Annotated in this window: 23 protein-coding genes; 9 read left to right on the top strand and 14 right to left on the bottom strand. The window is 59.9% G+C overall.

Translation table 11 applies throughout. The annotated features are described in order from the left end of the window. Window positions 1–4: 4 nt before the first annotated feature. The 5 genes from AACH87_RS17745 to galE all read right to left on the bottom strand — a co-directional run bounded on the left by AACH87_RS17745 (window position 5) and on the right by galE (window position 3,318). The gene (locus AACH87_RS17745) at window positions 5–391 is read right to left on the bottom strand and encodes a hypothetical protein (protein ID WP_338795836.1); all 387 of its coding nucleotides are present in this window, start codon (window positions 389–391) and stop codon (window positions 5–7) included. Window positions 392–397: 6 nt separating this feature from the next. Then, window positions 398–793: a phosphoribosyl-ATP diphosphatase gene (locus AACH87_RS17750; RefSeq protein WP_338795837.1), complete on the bottom strand. Its 396-nt coding sequence runs from the start codon at window positions 791–793 to the stop codon at window positions 398–400. 4 nt (window positions 794–797) lie between these two features. Then, a complete protein-coding gene (gene hisI / locus AACH87_RS17755) occupies window positions 798–1,187 on the bottom strand; it encodes a phosphoribosyl-AMP cyclohydrolase (protein ID WP_338795838.1) in 390 nt (129 codons plus the stop codon). A 121-nt stretch (window positions 1,188–1,308) separates the two neighbouring features. Further along, window positions 1,309–2,109 (bottom strand): imidazole glycerol phosphate synthase subunit HisF, encoded by an 801-nt coding sequence (gene hisF, locus AACH87_RS17760; RefSeq protein ID WP_338795839.1) that lies wholly within the window; start codon window positions 2,107–2,109, stop codon window positions 1,309–1,311. 195 nt (window positions 2,110–2,304) lie between these two features. Beyond that, window positions 2,305–3,318 (bottom strand): UDP-glucose 4-epimerase GalE, encoded by a 1,014-nt coding sequence (gene galE / locus AACH87_RS17765; protein ID WP_338795841.1) that lies wholly within the window; start codon window positions 3,316–3,318, stop codon window positions 2,305–2,307. Between the two features lie 476 nt (window positions 3,319–3,794). On the opposite strand from galE, the gene AACH87_RS17770 reads away from it, so the two are divergent. The 8 genes from AACH87_RS17770 (at window position 3,795) to AACH87_RS17805 (ending at window position 17,685) form a co-directional block, all read left to right on the top strand. Then, window positions 3,795–6,632: an endo alpha-1,4 polygalactosaminidase gene (locus AACH87_RS17770; protein ID WP_338795842.1), complete on the top strand. Its 2,838-nt coding sequence runs from the start codon at window positions 3,795–3,797 to the stop codon at window positions 6,630–6,632. A gap of 178 nt (window positions 6,633–6,810) precedes the next feature. Further along, on the top strand, window positions 6,811–10,491 hold the full coding sequence (locus AACH87_RS17775; protein ID WP_338795844.1) for a tetratricopeptide repeat protein: 3,681 nt from the start codon (window positions 6,811–6,813) through the stop codon (window positions 10,489–10,491). 31 nt (window positions 10,492–10,522) lie between these two features. Continuing rightward, window positions 10,523–11,074 carry a penicillin-binding protein activator LpoB gene (locus tag AACH87_RS17780; protein ID WP_338795845.1) on the top strand — a complete coding sequence of 184 codons (552 nt, stop codon included), beginning with the start codon at window positions 10,523–10,525 and terminating at the stop codon, window positions 11,072–11,074. Between the two features lie 144 nt (window positions 11,075–11,218). Then, window positions 11,219–12,469: a PelD GGDEF domain-containing protein gene (locus AACH87_RS17785; protein WP_338795846.1), complete on the top strand. Its 1,251-nt coding sequence runs from the start codon at window positions 11,219–11,221 to the stop codon at window positions 12,467–12,469. Further along, the gene (locus tag AACH87_RS17790; protein ID WP_338795847.1) at window positions 12,462–13,478 is read left to right on the top strand and encodes a tetratricopeptide repeat protein; all 1,017 of its coding nucleotides are present in this window, start codon (window positions 12,462–12,464) and stop codon (window positions 13,476–13,478) included. Before AACH87_RS17785 ends, AACH87_RS17790 begins: the two co-directional genes overlap by 8 nt. Beyond that, window positions 13,475–15,016 carry a GT4 family glycosyltransferase PelF gene (pelF, locus tag AACH87_RS17795; protein WP_338795849.1) on the top strand — a complete coding sequence of 514 codons (1,542 nt, stop codon included), beginning with the start codon at window positions 13,475–13,477 and terminating at the stop codon, window positions 15,014–15,016. Before AACH87_RS17790 ends, pelF begins: the two co-directional genes overlap by 4 nt. 1 nt (window position 15,017) lies before the next feature. Continuing rightward, window positions 15,018–16,391 (top strand): exopolysaccharide Pel transporter PelG, encoded by a 1,374-nt coding sequence (gene pelG / locus AACH87_RS17800; RefSeq protein WP_338795850.1) that lies wholly within the window; start codon window positions 15,018–15,020, stop codon window positions 16,389–16,391. Window positions 16,392–16,506: 115 nt separating this feature from the next. Beyond that, window positions 16,507–17,685 carry a spherulation-specific family 4 protein gene (locus AACH87_RS17805; RefSeq protein WP_338795851.1) on the top strand — a complete coding sequence of 393 codons (1,179 nt, stop codon included), beginning with the start codon at window positions 16,507–16,509 and terminating at the stop codon, window positions 17,683–17,685. A gap of 100 nt (window positions 17,686–17,785) precedes the next feature. On the opposite strand, the gene hisA is transcribed toward AACH87_RS17805, so the two are convergent. From hisA to msrP, 8 genes are all read right to left on the bottom strand, one after another. Then, window positions 17,786–18,529, bottom strand: coding sequence for a 1-(5-phosphoribosyl)-5-[(5-phosphoribosylamino)methylideneamino]imidazole-4-carboxamide isomerase (hisA, locus tag AACH87_RS17810; RefSeq protein WP_338795852.1), 744 nt, complete (start codon window positions 18,527–18,529; stop codon window positions 17,786–17,788). Between the two features lie 53 nt (window positions 18,530–18,582). Then, window positions 18,583–19,251 (bottom strand): imidazole glycerol phosphate synthase subunit HisH, encoded by a 669-nt coding sequence (gene hisH, locus AACH87_RS17815; RefSeq protein WP_338795853.1) that lies wholly within the window; start codon window positions 19,249–19,251, stop codon window positions 18,583–18,585. A gap of 49 nt (window positions 19,252–19,300) precedes the next feature. After that, entirely contained in the window at window positions 19,301–19,936 is a 636-nt protein-coding gene (gene hisB, locus AACH87_RS17820) for an imidazoleglycerol-phosphate dehydratase HisB (protein WP_338795854.1), read from the bottom strand. Next, window positions 19,933–21,075, bottom strand: coding sequence for a histidinol-phosphate transaminase (gene hisC / locus AACH87_RS17825; protein WP_338795855.1), 1,143 nt, complete (start codon window positions 21,073–21,075; stop codon window positions 19,933–19,935). Before hisC ends, hisB begins: the two co-directional genes overlap by 4 nt. Continuing rightward, entirely contained in the window at window positions 21,072–21,524 is a 453-nt protein-coding gene (locus tag AACH87_RS17830; protein ID WP_338795856.1) for a PIN domain-containing protein, read from the bottom strand. Before AACH87_RS17830 ends, hisC begins: the two co-directional genes overlap by 4 nt. Further along, the gene (locus tag AACH87_RS17835) at window positions 21,521–21,745 is read right to left on the bottom strand and encodes a CopG family transcriptional regulator (RefSeq protein WP_066697387.1); all 225 of its coding nucleotides are present in this window, start codon (window positions 21,743–21,745) and stop codon (window positions 21,521–21,523) included. Before AACH87_RS17835 ends, AACH87_RS17830 begins: the two co-directional genes overlap by 4 nt. Before the next feature lie 197 nt (window positions 21,746–21,942). Beyond that, on the bottom strand, window positions 21,943–22,533 hold the full coding sequence (locus tag AACH87_RS17840; RefSeq protein WP_338799008.1) for a protein-methionine-sulfoxide reductase heme-binding subunit MsrQ: 591 nt from the start codon (window positions 22,531–22,533) through the stop codon (window positions 21,943–21,945). A gap of 55 nt (window positions 22,534–22,588) precedes the next feature. Continuing rightward, window positions 22,589–23,587: a protein-methionine-sulfoxide reductase catalytic subunit MsrP gene (gene msrP, locus AACH87_RS17845; protein WP_338795857.1), complete on the bottom strand. Its 999-nt coding sequence runs from the start codon at window positions 23,585–23,587 to the stop codon at window positions 22,589–22,591. 378 nt (window positions 23,588–23,965) lie between these two features. Here msrP and AACH87_RS17850 point away from each other — a divergent pair, with 378 nt between their 5' ends. After that, on the top strand, window positions 23,966–24,277 hold the full coding sequence (locus tag AACH87_RS17850) for an HU family DNA-binding protein (RefSeq protein ID WP_338795858.1): 312 nt from the start codon (window positions 23,966–23,968) through the stop codon (window positions 24,275–24,277). 59 nt (window positions 24,278–24,336) lie between these two features. Here AACH87_RS17850 and AACH87_RS17855 read toward each other — a convergent pair whose 3' ends face one another. Then, window positions 24,337–25,251, bottom strand: coding sequence for an SMP-30/gluconolactonase/LRE family protein (locus AACH87_RS17855; protein ID WP_338795859.1), 915 nt, complete (start codon window positions 25,249–25,251; stop codon window positions 24,337–24,339). Window positions 25,252–25,255 lie beyond the last annotated feature (4 nt).

Genomic DNA, 25,255 nt, shown 5'->3' on the forward strand with positions numbered 1-25,255 from the left:
AGCATCAGGCCTGTATGGGCTGGCTCTTGTTCATAGAAACCATGCCGCGCACGATGCGGTAAAGGAACCACAAGGAGATGAGCCCCCAGGCTATCCAGCCGGGGAGGATCAGTATCCACAACGGTGCCGTGAGCACATACAGCACACCTGCCCAGATCACCGTGCGGATGCGCCACGAAAAATGGCTGGCTTGCCATGTTCCCTCGGCATCGCTCTTCTTGACCAGATCGATGATCAGCGCCACGACCAGCAAAACCGCCCCAGGCTGAGCCCCGGGCATCACCGCTCCCACGGCCACGATCAGATGCAGCAGGTAGCTGACCCAGCCGATCGCCTTCAGGTCTTCGGCCTTCTGGGAGGAGGTCTCGATATCGGTGAAGTCGTCGGCCATGGGGGTTCAGCCTTTCTCTTCGGCAGCACGGGCTGCCACTTTGCGCAGAGCTTTTTCCTCAATGCCGCTGGTGCCTTCGCGGCGGGCCAGCTCGGCCACCACATCTGCAGGGCTCAAGCCGTAATGGGCCAAAGCGATCATGGAGTGGAACCAGAGGTCAGCCACCTCGTACACAACCTTGGAGGCATCGCCCCCGTGGTCCACGTCCTTGGCTGCCATGACAACCTCAGTGGCCTCTTCTCCAATTTTTTTCAGGAAAGCATCAGGCCCCTTGTGCAAGAGGCGTGAGACGTAGCTTTTTTCCGGATCGCCACCGTTGGCAGGCTTGCGGCTCTCAATCACCGCGGCAAGGCGGCTGAGCGCATCCTGCAAATCGGCGGCTGGGGTGGTATTGGAACTCATGGGCTTATTTGTAGATGGATTCGGGATCTTTCAAGACCGGATCCACGGCCTTCCAGGCTCCATCCTTGAGCACACTGAAGAAGCAGCTGTGGCGGCCCGTGTGGCACGCGATACCGGGCTCATGCCCTTGCTGGGTGACCTTGAGCAGAACCACGTCGTTGTCACAGTCCAGGCGGATCTCGTGCACGGTCTGTACATGACCGGATTCCTCGCCCTTGAACCACAGCTTCTTGCGCGAGCGGCTGAAATACACCGCACGCCCCAGCTCAGCAGTCTTTGCCAAGGCCTCGCGGTTCATCCAGGCAAACATCAGCACGTCGCCCGTGCCCTGCTCTTGCGCAATGACCGGCACCAGGCCCTGGTCATCCCATTTCACTTCGTTGAGCCAATTCATGGGCGGATTGTCGATGATTTGTGTGGGACGGCCGGAGTGGCTGCAGAGTATTTGATCATTTTGGCGTCCAGCGCTTTCTATATCAGCACAGGCAGCTATTCAATTAATAGCAAATAGACGATTACAGCCGAACAGGAATCCCCCGCTCGGCCATGCGCTGCTTGGCCTGCCCCACGGTGTATTCACCATAGTGGAAGATGCTGGCGGCCAGCACCGCATCGGCACCGCCCTGCTGCACGCCGTCGGCCAGATGGTCAAGGTTGCCCACGCCGCCCGAGGCAATCACGGGCACGCTGACGGCGTCACTCACTGCGCGCGTCAAGGCCAGATCGAAGCCAGATTTGGTGCCGTCGCGGTCCATGCTAGTCAACAGGATTTCGCCAGCACCGCGCTGGGCCATCTCCTTGGCCCACGCCAGCGCGTCGAGCCCAGTGTTTTTGCGGCCACCGTGGCTGTACACATCCCAGCCAGGGCCCACGGGCTGGCCACTTGCGTCCAGGCGCAGTTCGTCCTCAGCGGAGCGGCGCTTGGCGTCAATCGCCACCACGATGCACTGCGCGCCGTACTTAGCAGAAGCGGCACTGATGACCTCAGGGTTGGCAATGGCAGCCGAGTTGAAACTGGTCTTGTCCGCACCGGCATTGAGCAGACGGCGCACGTCTTCCACCGTGCGAACACCGCCCCCCACGGTGAGCGGAATGAACACCTGACTGGCCACCGCTTCGATGATGTGCAGGATCAGGTCACGGCCGTCACTGGTCGCGGTGATGTCGAGGAACGTGAGCTCGTCCGCCCCCTGGGCGTTATAGCGGGCCGCAATTTCCACTGGGTCGCCCGCATCGCGCAGTTCAACAAAATTGACGCCTTTGACCACACGGCCACCGGTGACGTCGAGACAGGGAATGATGCGTTTGGCGAGCATGGCGCAAAAGGGGTAACGAGTGAGAAGTGAGGGCAAAACAGCGGCACAGCCAGCACACATGCGAACCCGTCAGAACACTGCGGAGTGCACATGCCATGCTGCAATGCGGCAAGGACTCCAAGATACCACGCCCGGCAGGGTGGGCAGACACAACGCAGGGCATGACGCGCACGGCGCGTCAATTCAGAGCCGGGCTCAGTCTTGCAACATGCGGGCTACGCCGTCCTGCCACCGCCAGGCGTCCTGGCACATCGCGTCCAGCCCGCGGTGCGCGCGCCACCCCAGCAGTTGCGCGGCCAGTGCAGGATCGGCCCAGCACTGCGCCACATCCCCAGGGCGGCGAGCCACCACTTTGTAGGGCACCGCTCTGCCGCTGGCCCGCTCGAAGGCATGCACCATGTCCAGCACCGACAGCGGCTGCCCGGTGCCGAGGTTGACCGTCAGCAGCCCCGGGTGCTTGCGCAGATATTCCAGCGCCGCCACATGCCCCTGGGCCAGATCACACACGTGGATGTAATCGCGCACCCCCGTGCCATCGGGCGTGGGATAGTCGCCGCCATACACGCTCAGGCACTCACGCTGCCCCACGGCCACCTGGGCCACGTAAGGCAGCAGGTTGTTGGGCACATCCTGGGGGTCTTCGCCGATCAGGCCACTTTCGTGCGCCCCCACGGGGTTGAAATAGCGCAGCCGGGCAATACGCCACAGCCCCGGCTCTGACATGTCCACATCAGCCAGCATCTGCTCCATCATGAGCTTGCTCCAGCCGTAGGGATTGGTGGCAGAGAGCGGGAAGTCCTCGCGGATGGGCACAGAAGCAGGGTCCCCATACACCGTGGCGGAGGAAGAGAACACCAGCGTGCGCACCTGCGCTGCCTGCATGGCCTGCAGCAAAGCCAAGGTGCCCGCCACGTTGTTCTGGTAGTAGTTGAGCGGTGCACGCACCGATTCGCCCACCGATTTGAGTGCCGCAAAATGAATCACGCCCTCAATAGGGTGGTCTGCAAACACCCGCTGGAGCAAGGCTGCATCGCGGACATCGCCTTCCACAAAAGGCACAGGAGCGCCCGTGATGCGAGCCATGCGGTCCAGCACCGATCGGCGGCTGTTGCAGAAATTGTCCAGCACCATGTAGGGGATACCAGCCGCTGCCAAAGCCACGCAAGTGTGTGAGCCGATGAAGCCAGCTCCGCCAGTTACAAGAATCACGCTATCGAACTCCTCAAAATGGGATTTCACTTCCCGGGGAAGGCTCACTTAATCGAAATCGCTTCTAAATTGTCGGGTTAAAAGCCGTGTCGCAATTTAGCGCGGGATATCTGCACGTTCTTTTTTCTTGTTCGCAAGACTCCCGGCAACGGGACTGGAGCATGAACGGATGGTTCGTAGTCCAAGCAGCATTGCAAACAATCGTTGTACGCGCCCTGCCGATCCGAACACGACGAAGTGATATTGGGAAGAACCGCGTTGGCATCGCTGATTCAATAAGGCATAAGAGAAGAGTATTCACTCACACCCCCTCTACTTTTCCATCCAAAGAGATCGACACCATCCCGAGCCGGACCTCCTAAAATCCTTGATCTGCCGATTCCCATCCGGTTGCTACCGTGCAAGCAAGTTCTGTTACACGTAGCCCATCGGACTGCATTGCGCCTCAAAAGCGTCACCCCAGTTCCTCCGCCCTCATGACACACCCGTTTCGCTTTCTTATCCTGTTGATGTCGGCATTGGTGCTCGTGGGCACAGCAGGCCAGGCTCAGGCAAAAAAAGCACCAGCTATTGCGCTTTACTACCAGCACAACGCTCCATTGGAGGACCTGAAAGTCTTTGATATCGTGGTGGTAGAGCCTGACCATGGCTATGACCCAGCAGATTTGCGCACAAAGGGGACGGAGCTTTATGCGTACACATCCGTCGCAGAAGTACAGCCCACGCGGGCCTATTTCAAGGACATCCCTGCGCAGTGGCAAATGGCACGCAACGGGCACTGGAACTCGGTAGTTGTCGACCAGACGCCCCCGGAATGGCCCGCTTTTTTTGCAGACCGAGTAGTAGCCCCTCTGTGGCAAAAGGGCTACCGGGGCTTCTTTCTGGACACCATGGACTCGTACCGTCTGGCCAGTCACTTTGATGAAGCTGCGCAGCAAGACGGACTGCTGCGCGTAATTGAGACGCTGCACAAACGCTTCCCCGGCATTCAGCTGATCATGAACCGGGGATTCGAAATTTCGCCACGCCTTAAAGGCAAGATTCAAATGATTGCAGCGGAATCGCTGTATCGCAGGTGGAATAGCGTTGCCAGTCGCTATGAAGAAGTACCAGCAAATGATCGCGATTGGCTAACTGCGCAACTCAAGACCATTCAGGATCGTGATGGCATTCCAGCACTGGTCATTGATTACGTCCCCCCGCACGATCGGGCACTCGCACGCGACACTGCCAGGCGTATCGAAACTGATGGTTTCATTCCTTGGGTGACCGACAGCCGCCTGAGCACCGTTGGCGTGGGATCGCTAGAACTTGTGCCCCGTCGAATCCTCGTGATCTACAACAGCTCGGAGTCCCCCGCAATCAACTACAGCAACCCCCACCGCTATGTACAGATGCCCCTGAACCATATGGGCTATGTAGTCGATTACGCAGACGTGCTTAGCACCTTGCCGAGCGCCATTCACCGGGACCGCTATGCAGGGGTATTGACCTATTTTTCGGGCTTTGTCCCCAAGAACCGCATGCGGGAGCTGAACCAATGGTTGCAGACCCGAAAAGCTGAAGGAATGCCAATTGCCATCATGGGTGACTTTGGGCTTCTGCCGGATAAATCATGGGCTGCTACGTTCGGTCTACAAGTCAGCGATGTGAATATCGCCGCGCCGTTGCGCCTCAAGGACAAACATGCAGCGATGGAATTTGAAATCGCCCTTCCGCCCATCAGGCGGGATGACACTCCCGTCTTGCTGGTCGGACCGCAGGCCGCACAAGCTGAGCCTCTGGTCGAATTTGTAGACAAAAAGAGCCGCAGTTTCGTTGGCGGGGCTTTCATGCCCTGGGGGGGCTTCATTCTCGACCCCTATGTTCTCACCGAGCTACCCGGCACTGGACAAACGCGCTGGGTAGTCAACCCATTTACCTTCCTCGAAAAAGCACTGCAACTCCCCCCTTTGCCGGTGCCTGACACCACCACAGAAAATGGTTTAAGACTGCTTCTGGCGCATATTGACGGGGACGGTTTCCCCTCCAAAGCCGAATTGGCGGGTAGCCCTCTGGCTTCGCAAGTTCTGTTGCAGGAAATTTTCGAGAAGTACCGTATTCCTCAAACCATGTCGATCATTGAGGCAGAAACGGCCCCCCACGGACTCTATCCAGACCAAAGCAAGCAACTGGAAGACATCGCGCGCAAGATGTTCAAACTTCCGCACATCGAGGCAGCTAGCCACACTTTCTCGCATCCCTTCCTGTGGGACCCTTCGGTCAAACATGGGGTGTTCTCAGAAAACGCCGAAGCCCAGCAATCATTGAATATTCCCGGTTACAAGCTGGACTTCCAGCGCGAAACGGCTGGCTCTGCTGAATACATTCGTAACCAGCTTGTACCTGCCGGCAAGGCGGTAGAAATACTCCAATGGTCAGGGGACACCGCTCCCAACGAAGCGGCTCTCAAGGCTTCTTATGAAGCGGGTTTGTTAAACCTCAACGGAGGAGACACGTCCATTTCAAAGGCGCAACCAACGCTGACTGCCATTGGCGCCCTGGGCATTACCAAGGGCAGTTACTTGCAGGTCTACGCGCCTGTCACAAACGAGAACATCTATACCAACCTGTGGCAGGGCCCCTATTACGGCTTCGAGCGAGTACTCGAAACCTTCGAGATGACCGACAAGCCCAAGCGTATCAAGCCCGTCGGCATTTATTACCACACGTACTCAGCCTCCAAGGCTGCAGGCATCAAGGCCTTGAAGAAGGTATACGACTGGGCCTTATCCCAGCCTCTGCAACCGATTCGCGCATCGGAGTTCATCCGCAAGGTGCAAGACTTCCACACGTACGCTATTGCCTGCGAAGACGGGGGTTGGCGGGTGCGTGGCGCAGGCAACTTGCGCACGTTGCGCATGCCCTACTCCGTGAGTGATCTAATCCCTGCGCTTGCCCAAAGTACCGGCGTAGCAGGTATGAGCGAAGGAATCGAAGGCAGCTACATCCACCTCACCAGTGACCGCGCGTGGATTGCACGACCAGGAGGCGCTTCGGAGCCCGTCAACGCACCGCAAGTATGGCTGTACAACGCAAATGCCCGCTTGACGCAGTGGCAACGCTCACAACAAGGGCAACGTACGGACTTCACCCTGCAAGGCCACGTACCACTGCAATTCAGCTTGGCGGGTATGAACCCCTCATGCAAGCTGAACGCCAATGGGCAACCTTTGGCGGCAATCAAACCTTCCCACAACCAGCGCACCGACGTGCGTGCCTACAAGTTAGCCGATGCTTCCGCGCAAATCCAAGTTATCTGCTCCGGACGCTGAACGCCCCGTACTTGCCAGCTATTGGCTCACTGCGTTACTGGCAAGCTTGGTCGGCGGCGCTCTATGGCTTATGTATCCACGCCAAGATTTGGAGCGGAGGCTACTCGCGTCCAGTAGCGATTCCAGCCTCTCACTGGCGTACCTGAAGAATCTGCTGCGAAGCGATCCGAACAACCCGATGCTGCAACAGTTGCTGGCGCAGCGCGTGGCGGAAGATGAGGCTCGAAAACAAAAGGAAGCTGAGCTGGCCAACCGCCAGCCTTCGCCATGGACACGCTGGCGCGATGCAATGGATAGCTACCACGCACTCCCTATCGCGGCCACAGAACAGCGCAGCACTCTGCGTGCTGACCTGATAGTGCGCCTGCGTGAGCTGGTGACCGACGAGGTCCCTGCTGAAGTGCTTCCAGCGTTAGCGGAAGATGCCTTCCACCTGGGGGAGCCCCTGCTGGGCATTCAGATGTATCGCCGAATGGGGGATGAAGCCCGCTCCAAAGACAGCGCTGTAGCGCTCTATGAGCGCGCAGCGCGCGAAGCACTCGGGGTCTCTGCCCACCAGGAGGCAGCAAGTCTGTTTCTGAAAGCATGCCGCTCCAGTTCCCGCTCAGACCAAGCCAAGGCTTTCTATCTGAGCGCTATCGCTGCCATGCAGGCATCTGGCAAGCCGGCGGAGGCACTGGCCTTGGCGCAGCGCGAGGCGGGTGACCTCGAAACAGATCCAGAGGTATTGCGTGTGCTGGTGGAGCTAGCACGGGCAGCTGGCAAACCCTCGATTGCCGAGCAATACATGAAGCGGTTGCTTCGTCTGGCCCTGCTTCAGCAATGGCAGCAGACCGTCATTGCCGCCGCATCGCCGCAGATGCATCCCATGTCGGGCGATGCCATGGTGACTGAGCCGGCACTGATGCGCTATGAAGATCGCGCCTACCTGCTGGACACGAGCATGCTTCACCACCCCAGCGTAGCGGGAGTACGGAGGTTAATGACCGCGCAGGGGAGCGACCGCACTGGCATGGAGAAGGCGGGTCCAGGCCTGCCGTTTGACGACAAGATATATGCCCTGGGGTATCAGGTTTTTCTGGAAAACCGCAACCTTGAAGACGCTTGGCTGGTAGCTAAGTCCGCCGTACAACAAGCCCCGGACAACTTGGCATGGCGTGAGCGGCTGGCCCAGGTTGCCGAGTGGACACAGCGCAGCGATGTCGCATTGCAAAACTGGCTGGTCATCGCACGGACCACTCAACAGGACCGCGCTTGGCAATCAGTCCTGAGGCTTGCGCCTGGATTGTTTGATGATGCGGCGCTCATTGAAGGTCTGCGCTACGAGTTGCGGCGTAACCCTGACAACGCAGTTCTATCCAAGGAGCTCGTCCAGGCGTATGAGCGGGTGGGCTCTCCCGCGCCAGCCATCGAATTCCTGCAACAGCAGCCACGCTTGCCCGCCAACTTGGAATTGCTGGCGGACATTGCGACCCGGGCAGGACAAATGGACATAGCCCTTCAAGCCTGGGAGCAGCTTCTGGCAGATGGCACTCAAGCCACGCCGGAGCGCGTCATGCGCGCAGCTACCTTGGCGGTCGTGCGAGGCAAGCCTGAGCTGGCAATGGCTTGGTTGGAGGCGGCGCGCAAAGCAGTCATCCCCGGAGCAGATATCACCACAGACTTTTGGCGCATGACGGGGCAACTGGCCGAACGCCAGCAGCGTGACGCAGTGGCGCTGGACGCATACCGACAACTTTTGACCACACCCGATGCCGAGCTGCCGGACTTTGATTCGGCCATCAGACTGCTGCAAGTGGACCATCCACTACAGGCAGCAGAAGTAGCCGTGCAGGCCTGGGACCGCTTCTACCAACCGCGTCACCTAATCCTCGCTTTGAATACCTACGTCAGCCGTAGCCAGTGGATGCAGGTCAAGCAACTGCTGGATAAAGCGAACCCCGAGGGCAGCGTTTTGCGGGAGGCAATCGCGCCTCTGTGGAAAGACGCTCAGTTTTTGCGCATCGCGGGCCTTTACCAGCAGAACAAGGGCAACCTTACCCGGGCAGCCAAGCTGTTTGATGCGGCCTTACGATTGGCCCCCGATTCGGCTGAAATGCGACAGGCCATCGTGTGGCTATTTATCGATAGCAACGACAACATCTCTTTGCGCAAACTGCTGGCCACCTACGAAGCGGAGTGGAGTGAGGACAAGGAGATGCATGATGCCCTGGGTTCGGCCTATCAAGCCCTATCCCTGCCCTCAGTGGCGCTGGCTCGATACTTCACCCCTCAGCTGGCTGAACGGCAAAACGACTTCCTGTGGCTGATGAACTATGCCGATGCACTGGACCAAAACCAGGAGCCCGACAAGTCCTGGCGCTTGCGCCGACATCTCTTGTCCTCGGAATGGACGCAAGCCCAACAGGGTCTGCCCATGACACGCCCCCAAGCACGCGCGCACTGGCTTACAGAAGAAGGACTGGATGTCACCCGACGCCTGGCCCGCGCGCGTCTGCTGCTGGTGAATAAGCCTGGTGACCCCGCCTTCGAAACGCTGCGTGAACTCATGCGACTGGATCGGGATGCCGCAGGCAACTTGTCCAACGCAGCGGCCGAAACCGCCATTGGCTGGCTACAAGACGCGGGGCAGTACTCTGCCGAACGGGGCTTGCTGTGGCAGCAATACGCACGCAGCCAAAGCCTGCGCGCCAATCGACCTTTGTGGGCGGACATCACCCTCGCTCTGGCAGAACAAGACAACGCGTCCACCGGTGCCTTGCTGGACACCTTTGGCGAACGCCTGCCTCGTTACGATCACATCAACGCCGCCGTTGCCGTGCAAGATGTGCGCTTGGCGCAGACATCGGCCTTTGAATACCAAATAGATCAGCCTGACGATGCACCGCTGCATTTGCAGCTCACCGAAAACTTGCTAGCTTTCAGTGACCATGCAGGCCCCCAGGTTGAAGCAAGAAAGCTCGGAGACCTGGAGGAAACAGAGGCCAATGCGCAATGGCATGTGGCGTTGAGTCCCCGCCTGTCGATGGATCTGGGCCTGACTCGCATTCACCGCACTGCAGGACTTTCCACTCAGCTGAGCAATCCCTCGCAGGAAAGGGGTGTGAAGGTCGATCTACGCTGGCAAGAGCAGGACACCACAACCACGCTACATATTGCACGGCGCGAGAGCCTGGCCAGCTACACCCCCGTACAGCTCGAACACGAATGGCGTCTGGACAGCCGTCTGACGTTGCGCATGGACATCGGCATGCAACTGCCCACCCAGGAGAGCACCGTGCTACGTATGGCGGGCATGAAAGACCGAGCCGGCATCAGCTTGCGCTACCAGATTTCCCGGCTCGACCAGATCACCATGGAACACTGGCGAGAGAATTACAAGCTACAGACTGGTGGGATGCTGGGCAATGGGCGTCACTCATCACTGACATACACCCACAGCTACCGGGTGGAAGCTCCGAGTCTGGAATTTGGAGCGTTTTGGTCTCAACACGCTTATGACAGGCGCGACCCTGGAGAGCTTTCGGGCAGAGATCTGGCCTTCACCCAGTACCTCCCGCCCGGCGTAGAGCGTGTCGGCGAAACCTATTTCCTGCCTGAGAATTTCAGCTTCTATGGTCTGCAGATATCGACCAATACCCGCTTTGAGCGCGACTACACGCGCGCACTGCAACCCTTTGGCAGCATTGCCCGAACATGGCACAGCCGCCAGGGTGCGGGCTACAGCCTGCGTCTGGGCTTGGCAGGCAGCTTGCTGGGTAGCGACCACTTGAACCTGGGTTGGAGCCTGGGCAAGGGCGGAACTCTTACACAGGGGCTCACGCGCGAGATACAGCTGCGCTACCGCAAGCACTTCTGAACCCATCCAATATTGATAGAAAGAAAATCCGATGATTTGCAACACCAGAACCCTGGGCAGACTGAAAGTCATAGCCAGCGCATGGGCGCTTTGCACACTGGTCGCCTGCTCGACGATGGACCGTGGCCGAGCTCCCACACTGCAGTCCAACGCTGATTGGACCGTACTGCCTTTTGCCAACCATACCGAGACCCCCATGGCCGGTAATCGTGCCGAAAGCGTTGCAGAGGCTCTGCTGCATGCGCAGGGCGTGGGCAAGGTCAAACGCTATACAAGCACAGCGCAGCAAGAGGCCTTGTTCGACGCGGGAGACACCAAACGCCAGGAACAAGCACTGGCCTGGGCCCGAGAGCAAGGCGTGCGTTATGCGCTGGCAGGCACGGTAGACGAGTGGCGCTACAAAGTGGGGGTGGACGGTGAACCTGCAGCCGGAGTCACGTTGCAAATCATTGACGTGCAAAACGGGGAGGTTCTCTGGAGCGGTGCAGGGGGCAAGTCCGGCTGGAGCCGTGAAGCACTGTCGGCTGTGGCACAAAAGCTGATTCGCGAACTCCTGCAAGCTGGCCTGTCCGGCACACGTTAAGTCTTGGCCTCTCAGCGCATGCAAGCTCCCGATCCAGCCCCCTCAGCTCGCCCTGACGACGTTACTGCGTCTACCGCACAGCGTAAGCCAGGATTTACCGGCGCCCCCTTGGGCAAACTGGGCACGGCAGGAGACCGACCCTGGTTGGTCACGCTGGAATCACTCATGGTGCCCAGCCTCGCCATAGGGATAGGCATGGCATTTCATCCTGAGGATCCACTGGGGGTGAACGCGGCATTTCACTGGGCTTGGCTTGCACCCATCATCGTGGCCTTGCGCTACGGGCCGCTGGCAGGGCTGGGTGCTGCCGCGGTGCTGTTGTTGGCATGGGTAGCGTTGCACCAGGACCAGATGGACCAATTCCCGCAGATTTTCTTTTTGGGTGGACTGATCACAGTAATGCTGGTGGGTGAGTTTTCCAGCTTATGGCGGGCGCGCACCCGCCGCGCGGAATCCGTGCAGTATTACCTGGACCAACGGCTGGAACACCTCATACGTCAGTACTACCTGCTGAGGCTGTCGCACGACCGGTTGGAGCAGGAACTGATTGGTCGTCCGATGTCGATGCGCGACGCACTCAAGACACTGCGCGGCCTCAGTGGTGGAGAGGACGGAGCCCAGATCCTGCTTCGGTTGCTCGCGCAGTATTGCCAGATCAGCTCTGCTGCAGTTCACCCTGTCAATGATGACAAACTGGAAATAACCGCAACAGCCACCATTGGTTCACCTGTTGCAGTTGACATCAAAGACCCCTTGCTTGCCCAGGCAATGGAAACACGCACCTTGTGCCATGTCGTTCAGGCAACGGTGCGACAGGAAGCTACCCGCTACCTTGTAGCCGCCCCTCTGCTGGACATCGGGGGCGAGATATACGCAATGCTTCTCATCGATGAGCTGCCGTTTTTCGCGCTGCAAGACGAGAACCTGCAAACCATCAACCTGCTGCTGGGCTACTACACTGACGGCTTGTCAACCCAGGCACTGGCGGCACCTCTACTGGAGCAAGTTCCCATCTGCCCCCCGGAATTTGCCTTTGAATTGCAGCGTCTGTGGCGCATGCACCAGAGCACAAAAGTCCCCAGCATCGTGGTGGCGCTGGAATTCACCCAGGACGCTGCAGAAAGAGATCTACCCCAGCAATTCCTGCGGCTCAAGCGGATGATGGACGAAAGCTGGGTCATTGCCGGGTCGAAACGGCAAGTCATTGCTATCCTGATGCCGTTGGGCGATGCATCTACCGCCGAAGGGTTCATTGGTCGCCTGGAAGAGTGGATCCAACGCAAGCAGCACACGAGCCTCGCACAAGCAGGTATTTATCCGCACCCCCTGCCCTTGGCAGACTCGGATGGGCCACTGCCCATGCTGCAAAAGCTTCTGCAACTCGCCCATGCTTAACACCAAATGGGGGATTTCGGCCATTGCGATGGAGCTCACTGCGTGGGCGGGGCCAGCGCTTCTGGATGGGTATTCAGATGCTGCACTGCTGAGTTACCTGCTAGCCCACGCAGCGGCCTGTGTTTTGCTGGCAGTGTTCACACTGCCGCTGCTCAAGAACGAGCAGTCGCGCCCCAGGCTACCCATGCTCGCGCTGATGGCAGTGTGTAGCTATGCCGTGCCAATAGCGGGCTTTGTGGGCGTATTTGTAGGCACCGTGGTGCTACGACTGTACCGAGCTACCCGCCCCACAGAGGATTTTCACTCTGTGCACTTGCCAGAGTTCGACCTGCATCAGCGCATTCATGGTGGCTTCCGTCAAACTGGCCTGCGTGCAGTGCTGGGTAATAGCGAAGTCCCCGCCCGCTCCCGCATGCGGGCCATGGTCGCTCTGCAGCACATGTCTGGGCGCATTTCCTCTCCCCTGCTGCGCAATGTACTCAACGACTCCAGTGAAGACCTTCGTTTGCTCGCATACGGCATGCTCGACGCCCTGGAGCGCAACCTGAGCCGTTCCATCGATCAGGAGCTGAGTACCCTGCGCGAAGCAGAGGAAAAAGAGGGAACCAATCCGCTGGGCCCTACGGGCTTGCAGGCAGCAGAAAAGCTGTCGGCCCTTTACTGGGAACTGGTCTACCAAAACCTGGCACAAGGGGACATGCGCAGCTACGCTATCAATGAGTCCCTGCGCTATTGCGAACAGGTACTGGCACAGCAACCTGAACACGCCCAGCACACCCTGCGCCGTGGTCTTCTGCTTCACGCACAGGGCCGTATGGACGATGCAGAGCAAGCCTATGAGCGGGCGCTGGAGTTGGGGTTGCCAGCTACACGAGTCTTGCCCTACCTGGCCGAGCTGAGGTTTGAGCAACGCGACTTCACCCACACCCGTCAGCTGATGCAGCAACTGGACGAATGGAGTGCCCTCCCCCGACTGCGCCCAGTCATCGACTATTGGAGGGCGCGATGACCCATCCCAAAGCTGCCGACGCTGATATCGCGCTGCTGCTGGAAGGCACTTTTCCCTACGTGAGTGGAGGCGTTTCCAGTTGGATCAACCAGATCATCCAGGCTTTCCCGGAGTACCGCTTCGCTTTGGTGTTTCTGGGCAGCCAGCGCTCGGACTACAAGCAGTTCAAATACAAGCTGCCCGCCAATGTGGTGCACTTTGAAGAGCATTTTCTGTACGACGACCTTTCGGCCCAAAACCTGCCCCAGGCCCGCAAGGGTGACGAAGCCACGTTCGAAGTGCTGCGCGGCATCGTGAACACCTTGCGCGAAGGCAGCACGGGTACCGAGCAAACATTGCAGATGCTGCGCGCAGTCACGCGCGAGATGGCCCCTGGCGGCAATTTTCCCCTGGAAGACTTTCTGTACAGCGAACGCTCCTGGGAGTTGATCCGCGACACCTACCGTGAGTACTGCACAGATCCCTCTTTCGTAGATTATTTCTGGACAGTGCGCATCATGTTCAAGCCCCTGTGGACGCTGGCGAGCGTTGCACAGAATCTCATCCCGGTACGCATGCTGCACAGCGCCTCCACCGGCTACGCAGGCTTCCTGGGAGCTGTGCTGCACGACACCCGCAACATTCCGTTTGCTCTGTCCGAGCATGGCATCTACACCAAAGAGCGGCAGATCGATCTGCTCAAGAGCGAGTGGATTCGGGACAACCGCAACGTGTTCCAGCGCGACCCTACGGAGCTGTCGTACTTCCGGCAAATGTGGATCAGACTGTTTGAGTGGATGGGACGCTATTGCTATGCGGCTGCTGATCCCATCATCGCGCTGTACGAAACCAACCGCTTGCGGCAGGTGCAAGATGGAGCCGACCCGGCGCGCACGTTCAACATCCCCAACGGTATCCAGCTCGCCCGCTTTGCGCCCATGCGCGACAAGCGCCCGGCACAGGTGCCGCCCGTACTCTGCCTCATTGGCCGCGTGGTGCCCATCAAAGACGTGAAGACCTTCATTCGCGCGATGCGCCGGGTGGTGAACCAGATGCCGCAAGCCGAGGGCTGGATCGCTGGCCCCACAGATGAAGACCCCTCTTACGCCCAAGAGTGCGAGAACCTGGTACGTAGCCTGGGGCTGGAAAACCACGTGAAGTTCCTGGGCTTCCAGAAGGTGGAAGACCTCATGCCCAAGATCGGACTGATCGTACTATCCTCCATCAGCGAAGCCCTGCCGCTCGTGATACTGGAAGGCTATGCGGCAGGTGTTCCCACAGTTTCCACTGATGTGGGCTCGTGCCGCCAGTTAATTGAGGGCTTGGGCGACGAAGACCGTGCACTGGGCAGCAGCGGGAGCGTCGTCGGCATTGCTGACCCGCAGGCGCTGGCCGATGCAGCGATTGCCCTGCTGAACGATCCGGCAGAGTGGACACGTGCCAGCCAGGCGGCCATTGCCCGCGTGGAGCGCTACTACACCGACAGCATGATGTTTGGAAGCTACCGCAAGGTGTACCAACAGGCTCTGGGTGGACCTGCAACCGAAGAGGTGCACTGACATGGCCGGCATTGGTTTTGAACTGCGCCGGATGTTGCGCAAGAACACCTTGACGGGCCTCCTGCAGGCATACGCCTACGCAGGTGTGATTGGTTCAGGGCCTTGGGTATTTTCCATTATTGGCATTTTGCTGGTGGGTATCTTCAGCGCCAGCGTCGTAGTACCCAACTTTCTGGTCACCCAATTCCAGACCTCTGTGACTTACCTCGTGGCCTGCAGCCTGATCTTGACGGGTTTCGCGCAGTTAGCCTTCACCCGCTTTGTTTCCGACCGGCTGTTTGAAAAGAAGCGAGATCTGATCTTGCCCAACCTGCACGGGTTGCTGCTGGGCGTGGTTACGGTAGCCGCAATATTGGGTACGTTGGCGCTATTCGTCGTATTTCCCGGTGAGCGGGTGCTGTACCGGCTGCTCATGCTGGCAGGCTTTTGCGTCATGTGCGGCGTATGGGTACTGGCCATCTTGCTCTCAGGGATGAAGCGATACCAAGCCATCACCGTGCTGTTTGGAGGCGCTTACGCACTGATCGTAGTGGCCTCGCTGTTGATGCGCCCATGGGGACTGGAAGGGCTGCTGGGTGGCTTCGTACTGGGTAATTTTGTGTTGCTGGCCGGTATGTGGGTGATGGTGGTGCGCGACTTCAGCCCCAAGGGAACGCTGATCGCATTCGATTTTGCCGAGCGCAAGCTGCTGTATCCATCGCTTGTGCTGGTGGGTCTGCTGTACAACGTGGCCATCTGGGCAGACAAGTTCATGTTCTGGTACTTTCCGCCCACGTCTGAGCCCATCATCGGCGGCCTGCGTGCCTCCTTGATCTACGACTTGCCAGTGTTTCTGTCGTACCTGTCCATCATCCCCGGCATGGCGGTGTTTCTGGTGCGTATCGAGACTGACTTTGTGGAGTACTACGACAAGTTCTACGACGCTGTGCGCAGCGGCGGCTCGCTGGAATACATCGAATCGATGCGCGATGAAATGGTCTATGCCATCCAGCAGGGGCTCAGCGAAATAGCGAAGATCCAGACCCTGGCCGTACTGGTCACCTTCGTGGCGGGTCCGGCATTGCTGGATGCCTTGGGGATTTCCAGTCTGTACCTGCCCTTGCTGCACGTTCAGGTAGTAGGTGCAGGCTTGCAGGTCGGGTTGATGGCCATCCTCAACGTATTCTTTTACCTAGACCAACGCCGTATTGTGCTGGTGCTGTGTGCAGAGATGGTGGTACTGAACATTGTCTTCACAGCTCTGACACTGCACTTGGGGGCTGCGTTCTACGGATATGGCTTCGCCGGCGCGATGCTGATTACGCTATGCACCGGCATGGTGCTGCTGACGCGGCAGCTCAACCGGTTGGAATACGAAACCTTCATGCTGCAATGAGCAGTACAGCCAAGAAGTGCCAACTGCGCTCTCACAGAAGCATCTTTACAAAAGTCTGTGGAGCGTGACCGCTTGGCTGAGGTAACATTTTTTTACCCCAGCCTCAAGCCATGCAATGTCCCATCCTTTGAACCTCCTGCTGCGTACCTTCCGCCTATTTCCGATCACTGCGCTGGTAGCAGCCTGCGGAGGTGGTGGCGGCAGCTCAGACGCCCCTACACCACCAAGCACAGTGCAAATAGCGGTCACAGCGCCGGCTGCAGGCAGCGTGCTGACCATCCAGTCGCCAGTCACAGTCCAGGCACAGGTTTCCGTGAATGGCAGTGCTGCAGCCGATGGAACCCCGGTATCGTTCTCGATGCTTGGCGGCAGCTTCTCACCCGTCGCGCCCCAAACGCGCTCAGGGCTGGCCTCCACATCGCTCACGGGCAGCACTGCGGGAGCCCAAATTATCACGGTGGGTAGTACCGTGAATGGATCCACCGGAACCGGCACACAGACCATCTACCTGCGGCCTCAGCCAGCAGCGCTTGAGATTTTGGTGCCTGCCTATTTCCACCCCACAACGAACCCCGGTTGGGCCCAGATGACGGCAACAGCTAGCGTCAACCCCACCACTAGCATCACCGCGATCCTGAACCCTTCCAACGGCATCTTCACCACAGCAGATGCCGCAACGCTGCAGGCAGCTCGAAATCTGGTCGCTGCAGGTGGCAAAGTCATCGGATATGTATACACCCGCTACGGAAGCGGCACGCGCAGCGTGACTGACATCAAGACCAACATTGACCGCTATCTGGAGTTGTACGGCACCTCAGTGATCAGTGGCATTTTTCTGGATGAAATGTCTGCCAACGAAGCGCAGATTCCTTTCTATCGCGAGATTTACGATCACATCAAAGCCCGTGGCGCCACCCTGCGCGTGGTGGGCAACCCTGGTTTGGTTCCGGCTGCATCGTATGCAGGAGTCACGGACGCCATCGTCAGCTTTGAAGGTACAGCCACTGCATTTCAGAGCTTTGACCCACGGTCCAGCACTCCCTGGCTGTACACACTTAGCAACAATCGCCATGCGATGCTGATGCACAACGCTGACACTTGTGCCGCTATGCAAGCCGCTATTCAGGCCGCCGGATCAGCCCGCTACAACCAAGGCTTGGTGTACGCAACCAACCTGCAGTACAACCCCACTACGCAGGTCGGCAACCCATGGGCCAGTCTGCCAAGCTACTGGAATACGCTAGTGAGCACGGTACAGGCTATCAACTCAACCACTGCACTGCCCGCCTGCTGATCCGCCAACAAAAAGCCCGACTCGAAGCGACTCCGAGCCGGGCTTTGTATTGATTGACGAAGAAGGTGGGGAGGCAGCACCAACCGCTGCCCGCAAACTCTCAAGCTTCGCTGAGTTCGTCTGCGCGCGCCTGTGCAGCCGCAAAGTCCAGATCACCGCTGTAGATGGCGCGACCGCAGATCACGCCCTCCACGCCTTCGTCTTCCACAGCGCACAGCTGCTCGATGTCGGCCATGCTGCCCAGGCCACCCGAGGCAATCACCGGGATGCTCAGGGCCTGGGCCAGCTTCACGGTGGCGTCGATGTTGATGCCAGAGAGCATGCCGTCGCGGCCGATGTCGGTGTAGATGATGGATTCCACGCCCCAGTCTTCAAACTTCTTGGCCAGGTCCACCACTTCATGGCCGGTGAGCTTGCTCCAGCCGTCCGTGGCCACCTTGCCGTCCTTGGCATCTAGGCCCACGATGATGTGGCCGCCAAAGGCACTGCAGGCATCCTTCAAAAAGCCGGGGTTCTTGACGGCTGCGGTGCCGATGATGACGTAGCGCAGACCGCCGTCGATGTACTTCTCGATGGTGTCCAGATCGCGGATACCGCCGCCCAACTGCACCGGAATGTCGTCGCCCACCTCTTTGAGGATGGACTTGATGGCGCTGTAGTTCTTGGGGGTGCCTGCAAACGCACCGTTCAGGTCCACCAGATGCAGTCGGCGGGCACCAGCATCCACCCATTTACGGGCCATCGCCGCGGGGTCTTCACCAAAGGTGGTGGATTGGTCCATATCTCCTTGCTTGAGGCGAACGCAGTGGCCGTCTTTGAGATCGATGGCGGGGATGAGCAGCATGATGGGTTCAGGAAAAGGGCGAGTCAGGGCTCGGCCCGAACGGGTTGAGGGATTCAGGGATTCCAGTGCAGAAAGTTGCGATACAGGGCCAAGCCATGTTCCGCGCTTTTCTCGGGGTGAAATTGCGCGGCAAAAATATTATCGCGCGCAATGGCTGCGGCGAACACTCCGCCGTAGTCTGCCTCTCCGGCACAGTGCGCCGCGCTTTGCGGGCGGGCGTAGAAGCTGTGCACGAAGTAAAAGTAACTGTTGTCAGGAATTCCAGCCCACACGGGGTGAACTGCGCCCGCATGGGGCACTTGGCGCACGCGGTTCCAGCCCATTTGCGGCACCTTGAAGCGGCTGCCATCGGGCTGGGTGCGGCCTGCCAGATCAAACTTGATGACCTCGCCAGGGATCAGGCCCAGGCCGGGGGTGTCGCCCTCGGCGCTGTGGTCCAGCAGCATCTGCATGCCCACGCACACGCCAAACAGGGGCTTGGAGGCAGCAGCCTCCAGCACGGATTCCTGCAGGCCGGATTCGCGCAGTTCGCGCATGCAGTCGGGCATGGCCCCCTGCCCTGGCAACACCACGCGCTGGGCTGAGCGGACTTCGTCGGGTTGGGATGTCACCACCACCGTCCAGCCCGTGCCTTGCGCAGCCGCCTGCACGGCCTGCGAGACGGACCGCAGATTGCCCATGCCGTAGTCCACCACAGCCACTGTTTTTGCTTCTGTATTCATAGCTGTCAGCGCTTGTCTGGCAAGCGCTAGAGGCCTTTTTTACCAATAATCAGAGACTGCCCTTGGTCGAGGGGATGACGCCCGCCGCACGAGGGTCACGGGTCAATGCGGCGCGCAGGGCGCGGGCAAAGGCCTTGAAGACGGTCTCGCACTGGTGGTGGGCGTTGATGCCCTTGAGGTTGTCAATGTGCAGCGTGACCCCTGCGTGGTTCACGAAGCCCTGGAAAAACTCGTAGGTGAGCTGGGTGTCAAAGCCACCGATGCTGCCCGCCGTGAAAGGGATGTGCAGGTGCAGGCCGGGGCGGCCCGAAAAGTCGACCACCACGCGGCTCAGGGCTTCATCGAGCGGCACATAGGCGTGGCCATAGCGGTTGATGCCCTTCTTATCGCCCACCGCCCGGGCAAACGCCTGGCCCAGCGTGATGCCCACGTCTTCCACCGTGTGGTGGCCGTCAATGTGCAGGTCCCCCGCGCAGTCGATCTCCAGGTCGATGAGGCCGTGGCGGGCGATCTGGTCGAGCATGTGGTCAAAAAAGCCAATGCCCGTGTGCAGCTTGGCCTGCCCGGTGCCATCCAGGTTGATACGCACGGTGATGCGCGTCTCTGCGGTGTTGCGGCTGACTTCGGCAATGCGGTCGGCCGCGGGGTCGATGGCGGAAGAGGTGACGAGTGCGGAGGAGGTCATAAAGAAGCCTGGAGTGCTGACAGCATGGTCGCGTTGTCCTGGGCATTACCCACAGTCAGGCGCAAGCAGTTGTGCAGCAATGGATGCATTGTAGAAACGTTCTTGACGAGCACCTTGCGGTTTTTCATGCCGTCGTAGGTTTTGGAAGAGTCGGCCACGCGCACCAGCACCATGTTGGCCTCGCTGTCCCACACCTTTTCAATGCCCGGCATGGCGCGCAGGGCCTCGATGAGGACGGTGCGCTGCGAACGCAACTCGGCCGCCTGGGCGGCAAACACGTCGGCATGCTCCAGCGCAAACAGGGCGGCTTCGCAGTTGAGCACGCTCACGTTGTAGGGCGGGCGCACCTTGTCGATCTCGGCCACCAGGGCAGGCTGGCCCAGCATGTAGCCCAGGCGCACACCGGCCAGGCCAAACTTGCTGAGCGTGCGCATGAGCAGCACGTGGGCATTGCGCGCGGGCTCGGCCTGCATGCGGGTCAGCCAGGTGCGGCTGGCAAAGGGCTGGTAGGCCTCGTCCACCGCCACGATGCCGCCTTGCGCGCCCACGGCGTCGATGATGCGCTGCACCGCGCCCTCGTCCCACAGCGTGGCAGTGGGGTTGTTGGGGTAGGCGATGTAAGTGATGGCGGGCTTGTGCTGCGCAATGGCAGCCAGCATGGCGGGCTCATCCAGTTCAAAGTCAGGCGTCAGTGGCACGCCCACAAAATCGAGCCCCTGCAGTTGCGCGCTCATGGGGTACATCACAAAGCCCGGCATAGGGGCCAGCATGGTGGCGTGGTGGCCCGTGCCGGGCTGTGCGCAGGCCAGTGCCAGCAAGTTGATGAGTTCGTCAGAGCCGTTGCCCAGCACCACGCTCAAGTCTGTGGGCGCGCCAGCGTAGGCGGCAAGAGCCGCCTTCAGATCGTTTTGCCGGGCACCGGGGTAGCGGTTGAGCGGTAGCGAACCCAGGCGTTGACCCAACGCCGACTGCAGCGCCTCCGGTAGGCCAAACGGGTTCTCCATCGCGTCCATCTTGAGCATGCCGGTGGACGGCTGCACCACGTACGAGTGCATGGCGCGCACATCGGGACGAATGCGGTTCAAGGCATTGGTGAGCACGTCAGGGAGCGTTGCTGAGGGCGTGGCGGCAGAGGTCATTCGGCAGTGTCCAGTTCGTTGGGGGCCAAAACAAAGGGGTTGATGGCGCGCACGGCATCCAGCACCTGGTCGTGCGGTAAGGCTTCGGTCAGCAGGTAGCGGCAGCCCTGCTGGTGGGCGGACGAGACGATGAGCGCATCCCAATAGCCCAGGCCATAACGGTCTTGCAGGTCCCACGCACCATCGACGGTGTAGGCGTCCAAGTGCGGGGGCAGCCACACGCGCAGACGGCGCACCTGGGCACGCACCTGCTGCAGCACATGGGGACTGGAAAAGCGCTGGATGGCCTGGTTGTACAACTCGTTGAGCACCTGCGAGCTGATACGCCCGCTGCGCGTTTGCCAGCAAAAAGTGAGCCACTCGCGCGCACGTGCCTGGCGCTGCGGGTCGCGCTCGTCCACGCTGGCGAGCAACACCTCGGTGTCTACAAAAATGGGAGTGGTGCTCATCGCTGAAACAGGGTTTCGCGGGGCACATAGGGGCCTGATGAAGCGCCCCAGGTCTCAAACGCCAGCGCCTCGCGCATGGCCTGCGCGTATGCGTCTTCCTGGCGCATCTTCTCAGCCAGCCATTCACCCATGAGCCGCGACACACTGCTGCCGCGCTTGGCTGCTTCGACGCGAACCCACTCGGCTACGGTGTCGTCCATCGTGATGGTGACGTTTTTCATGGAATTTAGTTTACACGAACTTCGTGGACCACGAAGTTCGTGCGATTAACTTATCCCAAGCACCCATCACAAAAGGGATGCGCCATCAACGTGAGTATTCGAAAGAAATTAGGCTCTAGCGCTCATTCCATAAGCGCAAGCAGCTACAAAATATGTAGCACTCTCACTATTTCACAGCAATCGTCCAGATCAGCGCATCACCCCTTCAGCCTGCGCCACAGCCGCCAACCCAACAGCGCTGCGATGATGGCGGCGTACACCGCCACTTCAGCGAAGTTGTTTTTGCCAGCGCGCATCCAGAAGAAATGCAGCACTGCCAGCAAAGCGGCGGCGTACACCGTGCGGTGCAGCGCCTGCCAGTGCTTGCCCCCCAGCGCCCGAATGGCCCGCTGGAACGAAGTGGCCGCCAGCGCCAGCAACACCACAAAGGCCAGTGTGCCTACCAGGATGAAAGGCCGTTTGGCGATGTCGGCCAGGATGTCAGGCACGTCCAGCCCCATGTCCAGCCAGCTGTAGCTGAGCACATGCAAGAAAGCGTAGAAAAACGCAAACAGCCCCAGCATGCGCCGCCACCGTGCCAGCGCAGGCACGGCCAACGTGATACGCAACGGGGTCAGGGCCAACACCACGCACAGTGCGCGCAAGGCCCAGTCACCGGTGGAGCGGATCAGTGCCTCGGCCGGGTTGGCACCGAGCTGGTTGGTGGCCGCGGCCACCACCAGCCACACCGCGGGCAGCAGCGCCGCACAAAACAAGATGGGTTTGGCGGCGGGATGCAGCAGCGCCATGCGCCAGTCGCCCGCCGTGCTGGGGGGGCGCTGTGGACTCGTACCCGTTTGCACGTCAGTAGAACTTCTTGAGGTCCATGCCCGCATACAGCTGGCCGACCTGGGCTTCGTAGCCGTTGAACATCAGCGTCTTGCGCTTCTTGGCAAACAGGCCGTCTTCGCCAATGCGGCGCTCGGTGGCTTGGCTCCAGCGGGGGTGGTCCACGTTGGGGTTCACGTTGGAATAAAAGCCGTACTCCTGCTGCGCCGCTTTGTTCCAGGCGGTGCCTGGCTCTTTCTCTACAAAGCGGATTTTCACGATGCTCTTGGCGCTCTTGAAGCCGTACTTCCATGGCACCACCAGGCGCACGGGCGCGCCGTTCTGGTTGGGCAGCACCTCGCCATACATGCCAAACGCCAGCAGGGTCAGCGGGTGCATGGCCTCGTCCATGCGCAGGCCTTCCACATAGGGCCAGTCAAGCACGCGCGAGCCCACATAGGGCATGGTGGCCTTGTCGGCCAGCGTCACAAACTCCACATACTTCGCGCTACCCATGGGCTCCACGCGCTTGATCAGCTCCGCCAGCGAATAGCCCACCCACGGAATCACCATGGACCAGCCTTCCACACAGCGCAGGCGGTAAATGCGCTCTTCCTGCGCGCTGAGTTTGATCAGATCTTCAATGCCGTACTTTCCCGGCTTCTTGACCAAGCCCTCCACTTCCACCGTCCAGGGCGTGGTTTTCAGGGTGTGCGCATTGCGCGCGGGGTCGGCCTTGTCCGTACCAAATTCGTAGAAGTTGTTGTAGGTGCTCGCGTCCTTGTAATCGGTGAGCTTCTCCATCGTGGTGGCCCCCGCCACGGCAGATTTGGCACCGGGCAGCGGAGCCAGCTTGCCCGGGCGCGCCACCTGCTGGGCCATGGCCTCGCGCCCCGCCCATGCCGCCATGGCTGCGCCTGCAGCGCCTCCGGCCATCAGCTTCAAGATCTCGCGCCGCCGCTCATACACGGCCTTGGGAGTGATTTCGCTGGAGTACGGGTGCTGAAAGCCTTGATTGCGTGGGGTGATCGGCATGTGAAGTCTCCTGAGAGTCTGTGCAGAGGTTGGAGGCCCGCTTGGAGCCAAAAGCGCTTGGAGCAGATGGCATCGGAAAGATTCGCCAAATTTCGCTCAGTAGCTGCTAGTTCGTTGGCAGGGCATTTCAGGTTACACCGAAGGCAAAATTTCGGCAGCCACCGCGCCAACAACCCTCAAGCCCCCTGACCGCCGGGGCTTATGCCGTAAAACGGTCCCTCAAGATCCATCAAAAAGCTGGAACAAGACCGACGCCAACCCGACAAAACGCCTCTACTGCAAAAAAAATGCCGCAAGCACTGTGCACAAGCAACGCAGCTTTTCGTGATTGCGATATAAACCGGGCATCGCAACCTTTTTTACTACGCATAGAGAACCATGAATCGCGCAGAACTCGTTGAAATCCTGGCTTCCAAGAACGACCTGTCCAAAACAGCCGCCAACGCTGTGCTGGAAACTCTGATTGACGCCATTCAAACCGCCGTGAAAAAAGGCGACGCCGTGCAACTCGTGGGCTTCGGCACTTTCAAGGCCGCCAAGCGCGCAGCCCGCACCGGCAAGAACCCATCCACCGGCGCAGCGCTGAAGATCCCAGCGACCACCGTGCCCAAGTTTGTGGCTGGTGCCAAGTTCAAGGCCGTGGTGGACCCCAAGGCCGCCAAGCGCAAGGCTGAAAAAGCAGGCAAGTAAGCCCGCACTGCCCTCAGGCTGAAAAGCCGCCAGATGCTGCGAAGCCCTGGCGGCTTTTTTTACGCCCTGTGCAGCGGCAACCCCGCCGCAGCCATTTCGGCTTTCAGCACGCGGCCATGGGTGGAATCGGTGACATACACCGTGGTGCGCCCTGCCCCGCCAAACGCCAGGTTGGTGGTGGAGCTGCCCGGCGCACCGCGCAGCACCTGCACCGGCTCGGCCCGGTGATTCAGCACCCACACATAGCCCAGGCCGGGGTTGGCCACCAGCAAGTGGCCTTCCGCATCCACCGCCAGGCCGTCGGGGCCGCTGGGGCCGTACGAGGTGAAGAACTGACTCACCTTGGCCACGCTGCCATCGGGCAGCAGCGGCACGCGCCACACGCAGTTGCCGCGCGTCACGGCCAGATACAGCACACGGCCGTCGGGCGACAGCGCCACGCCGTTGGGGCTGGGCACGTTGTGCAGCAGCAAATCGAGCTGGCCGCTGGGTCGCAGACGGTACAGGCGGCCACTCGGGTCGTGCAGGCCGCTTTGGCCCTGGTCGGTGAAGTAGAGGTTGCCTTCGGCGTCAAAGATCAGGTCGTTCACGCCCTTGAAGCGCTCGCTGTTGCGGCGCTGCAGGTACGGGGTGACGGCGCCTGTGGCCACATCGAGCTGCATCAGGCCGTTTTTGTAGTCGGTGATGAGCAGCGTGCCGGGCTTCAAAAACTTCAGTCCGTTGGGCTCGCCGTCGTACTCGGCCACCAGCGCCCATTCGCCTTGCGGATTGATGCGAAAGACGCGACCCCAGGGGATGTCGCTGACGTAGAGGTTGCCTGCGTCGTCGAACACCGGGCCTTCCAGGAACGAATCGGTAATGGTGCCGCCCCGGTTGGCATCGGCCCAGTCGCTGCGCTCGCGGCGGCGAAAGTGCTCGGGCATGGTGGTGAAGACATCGAGGTCTCGGACCTCAGGGGCTTGCAGCAAAAACATGGCG

Source organism: Acidovorax sp. DW039 (assembly GCF_037101375.1).
In the GTDB taxonomy this organism is placed as follows: Bacteria; Pseudomonadota; Gammaproteobacteria; order Burkholderiales; family Burkholderiaceae_C; genus Acidovorax.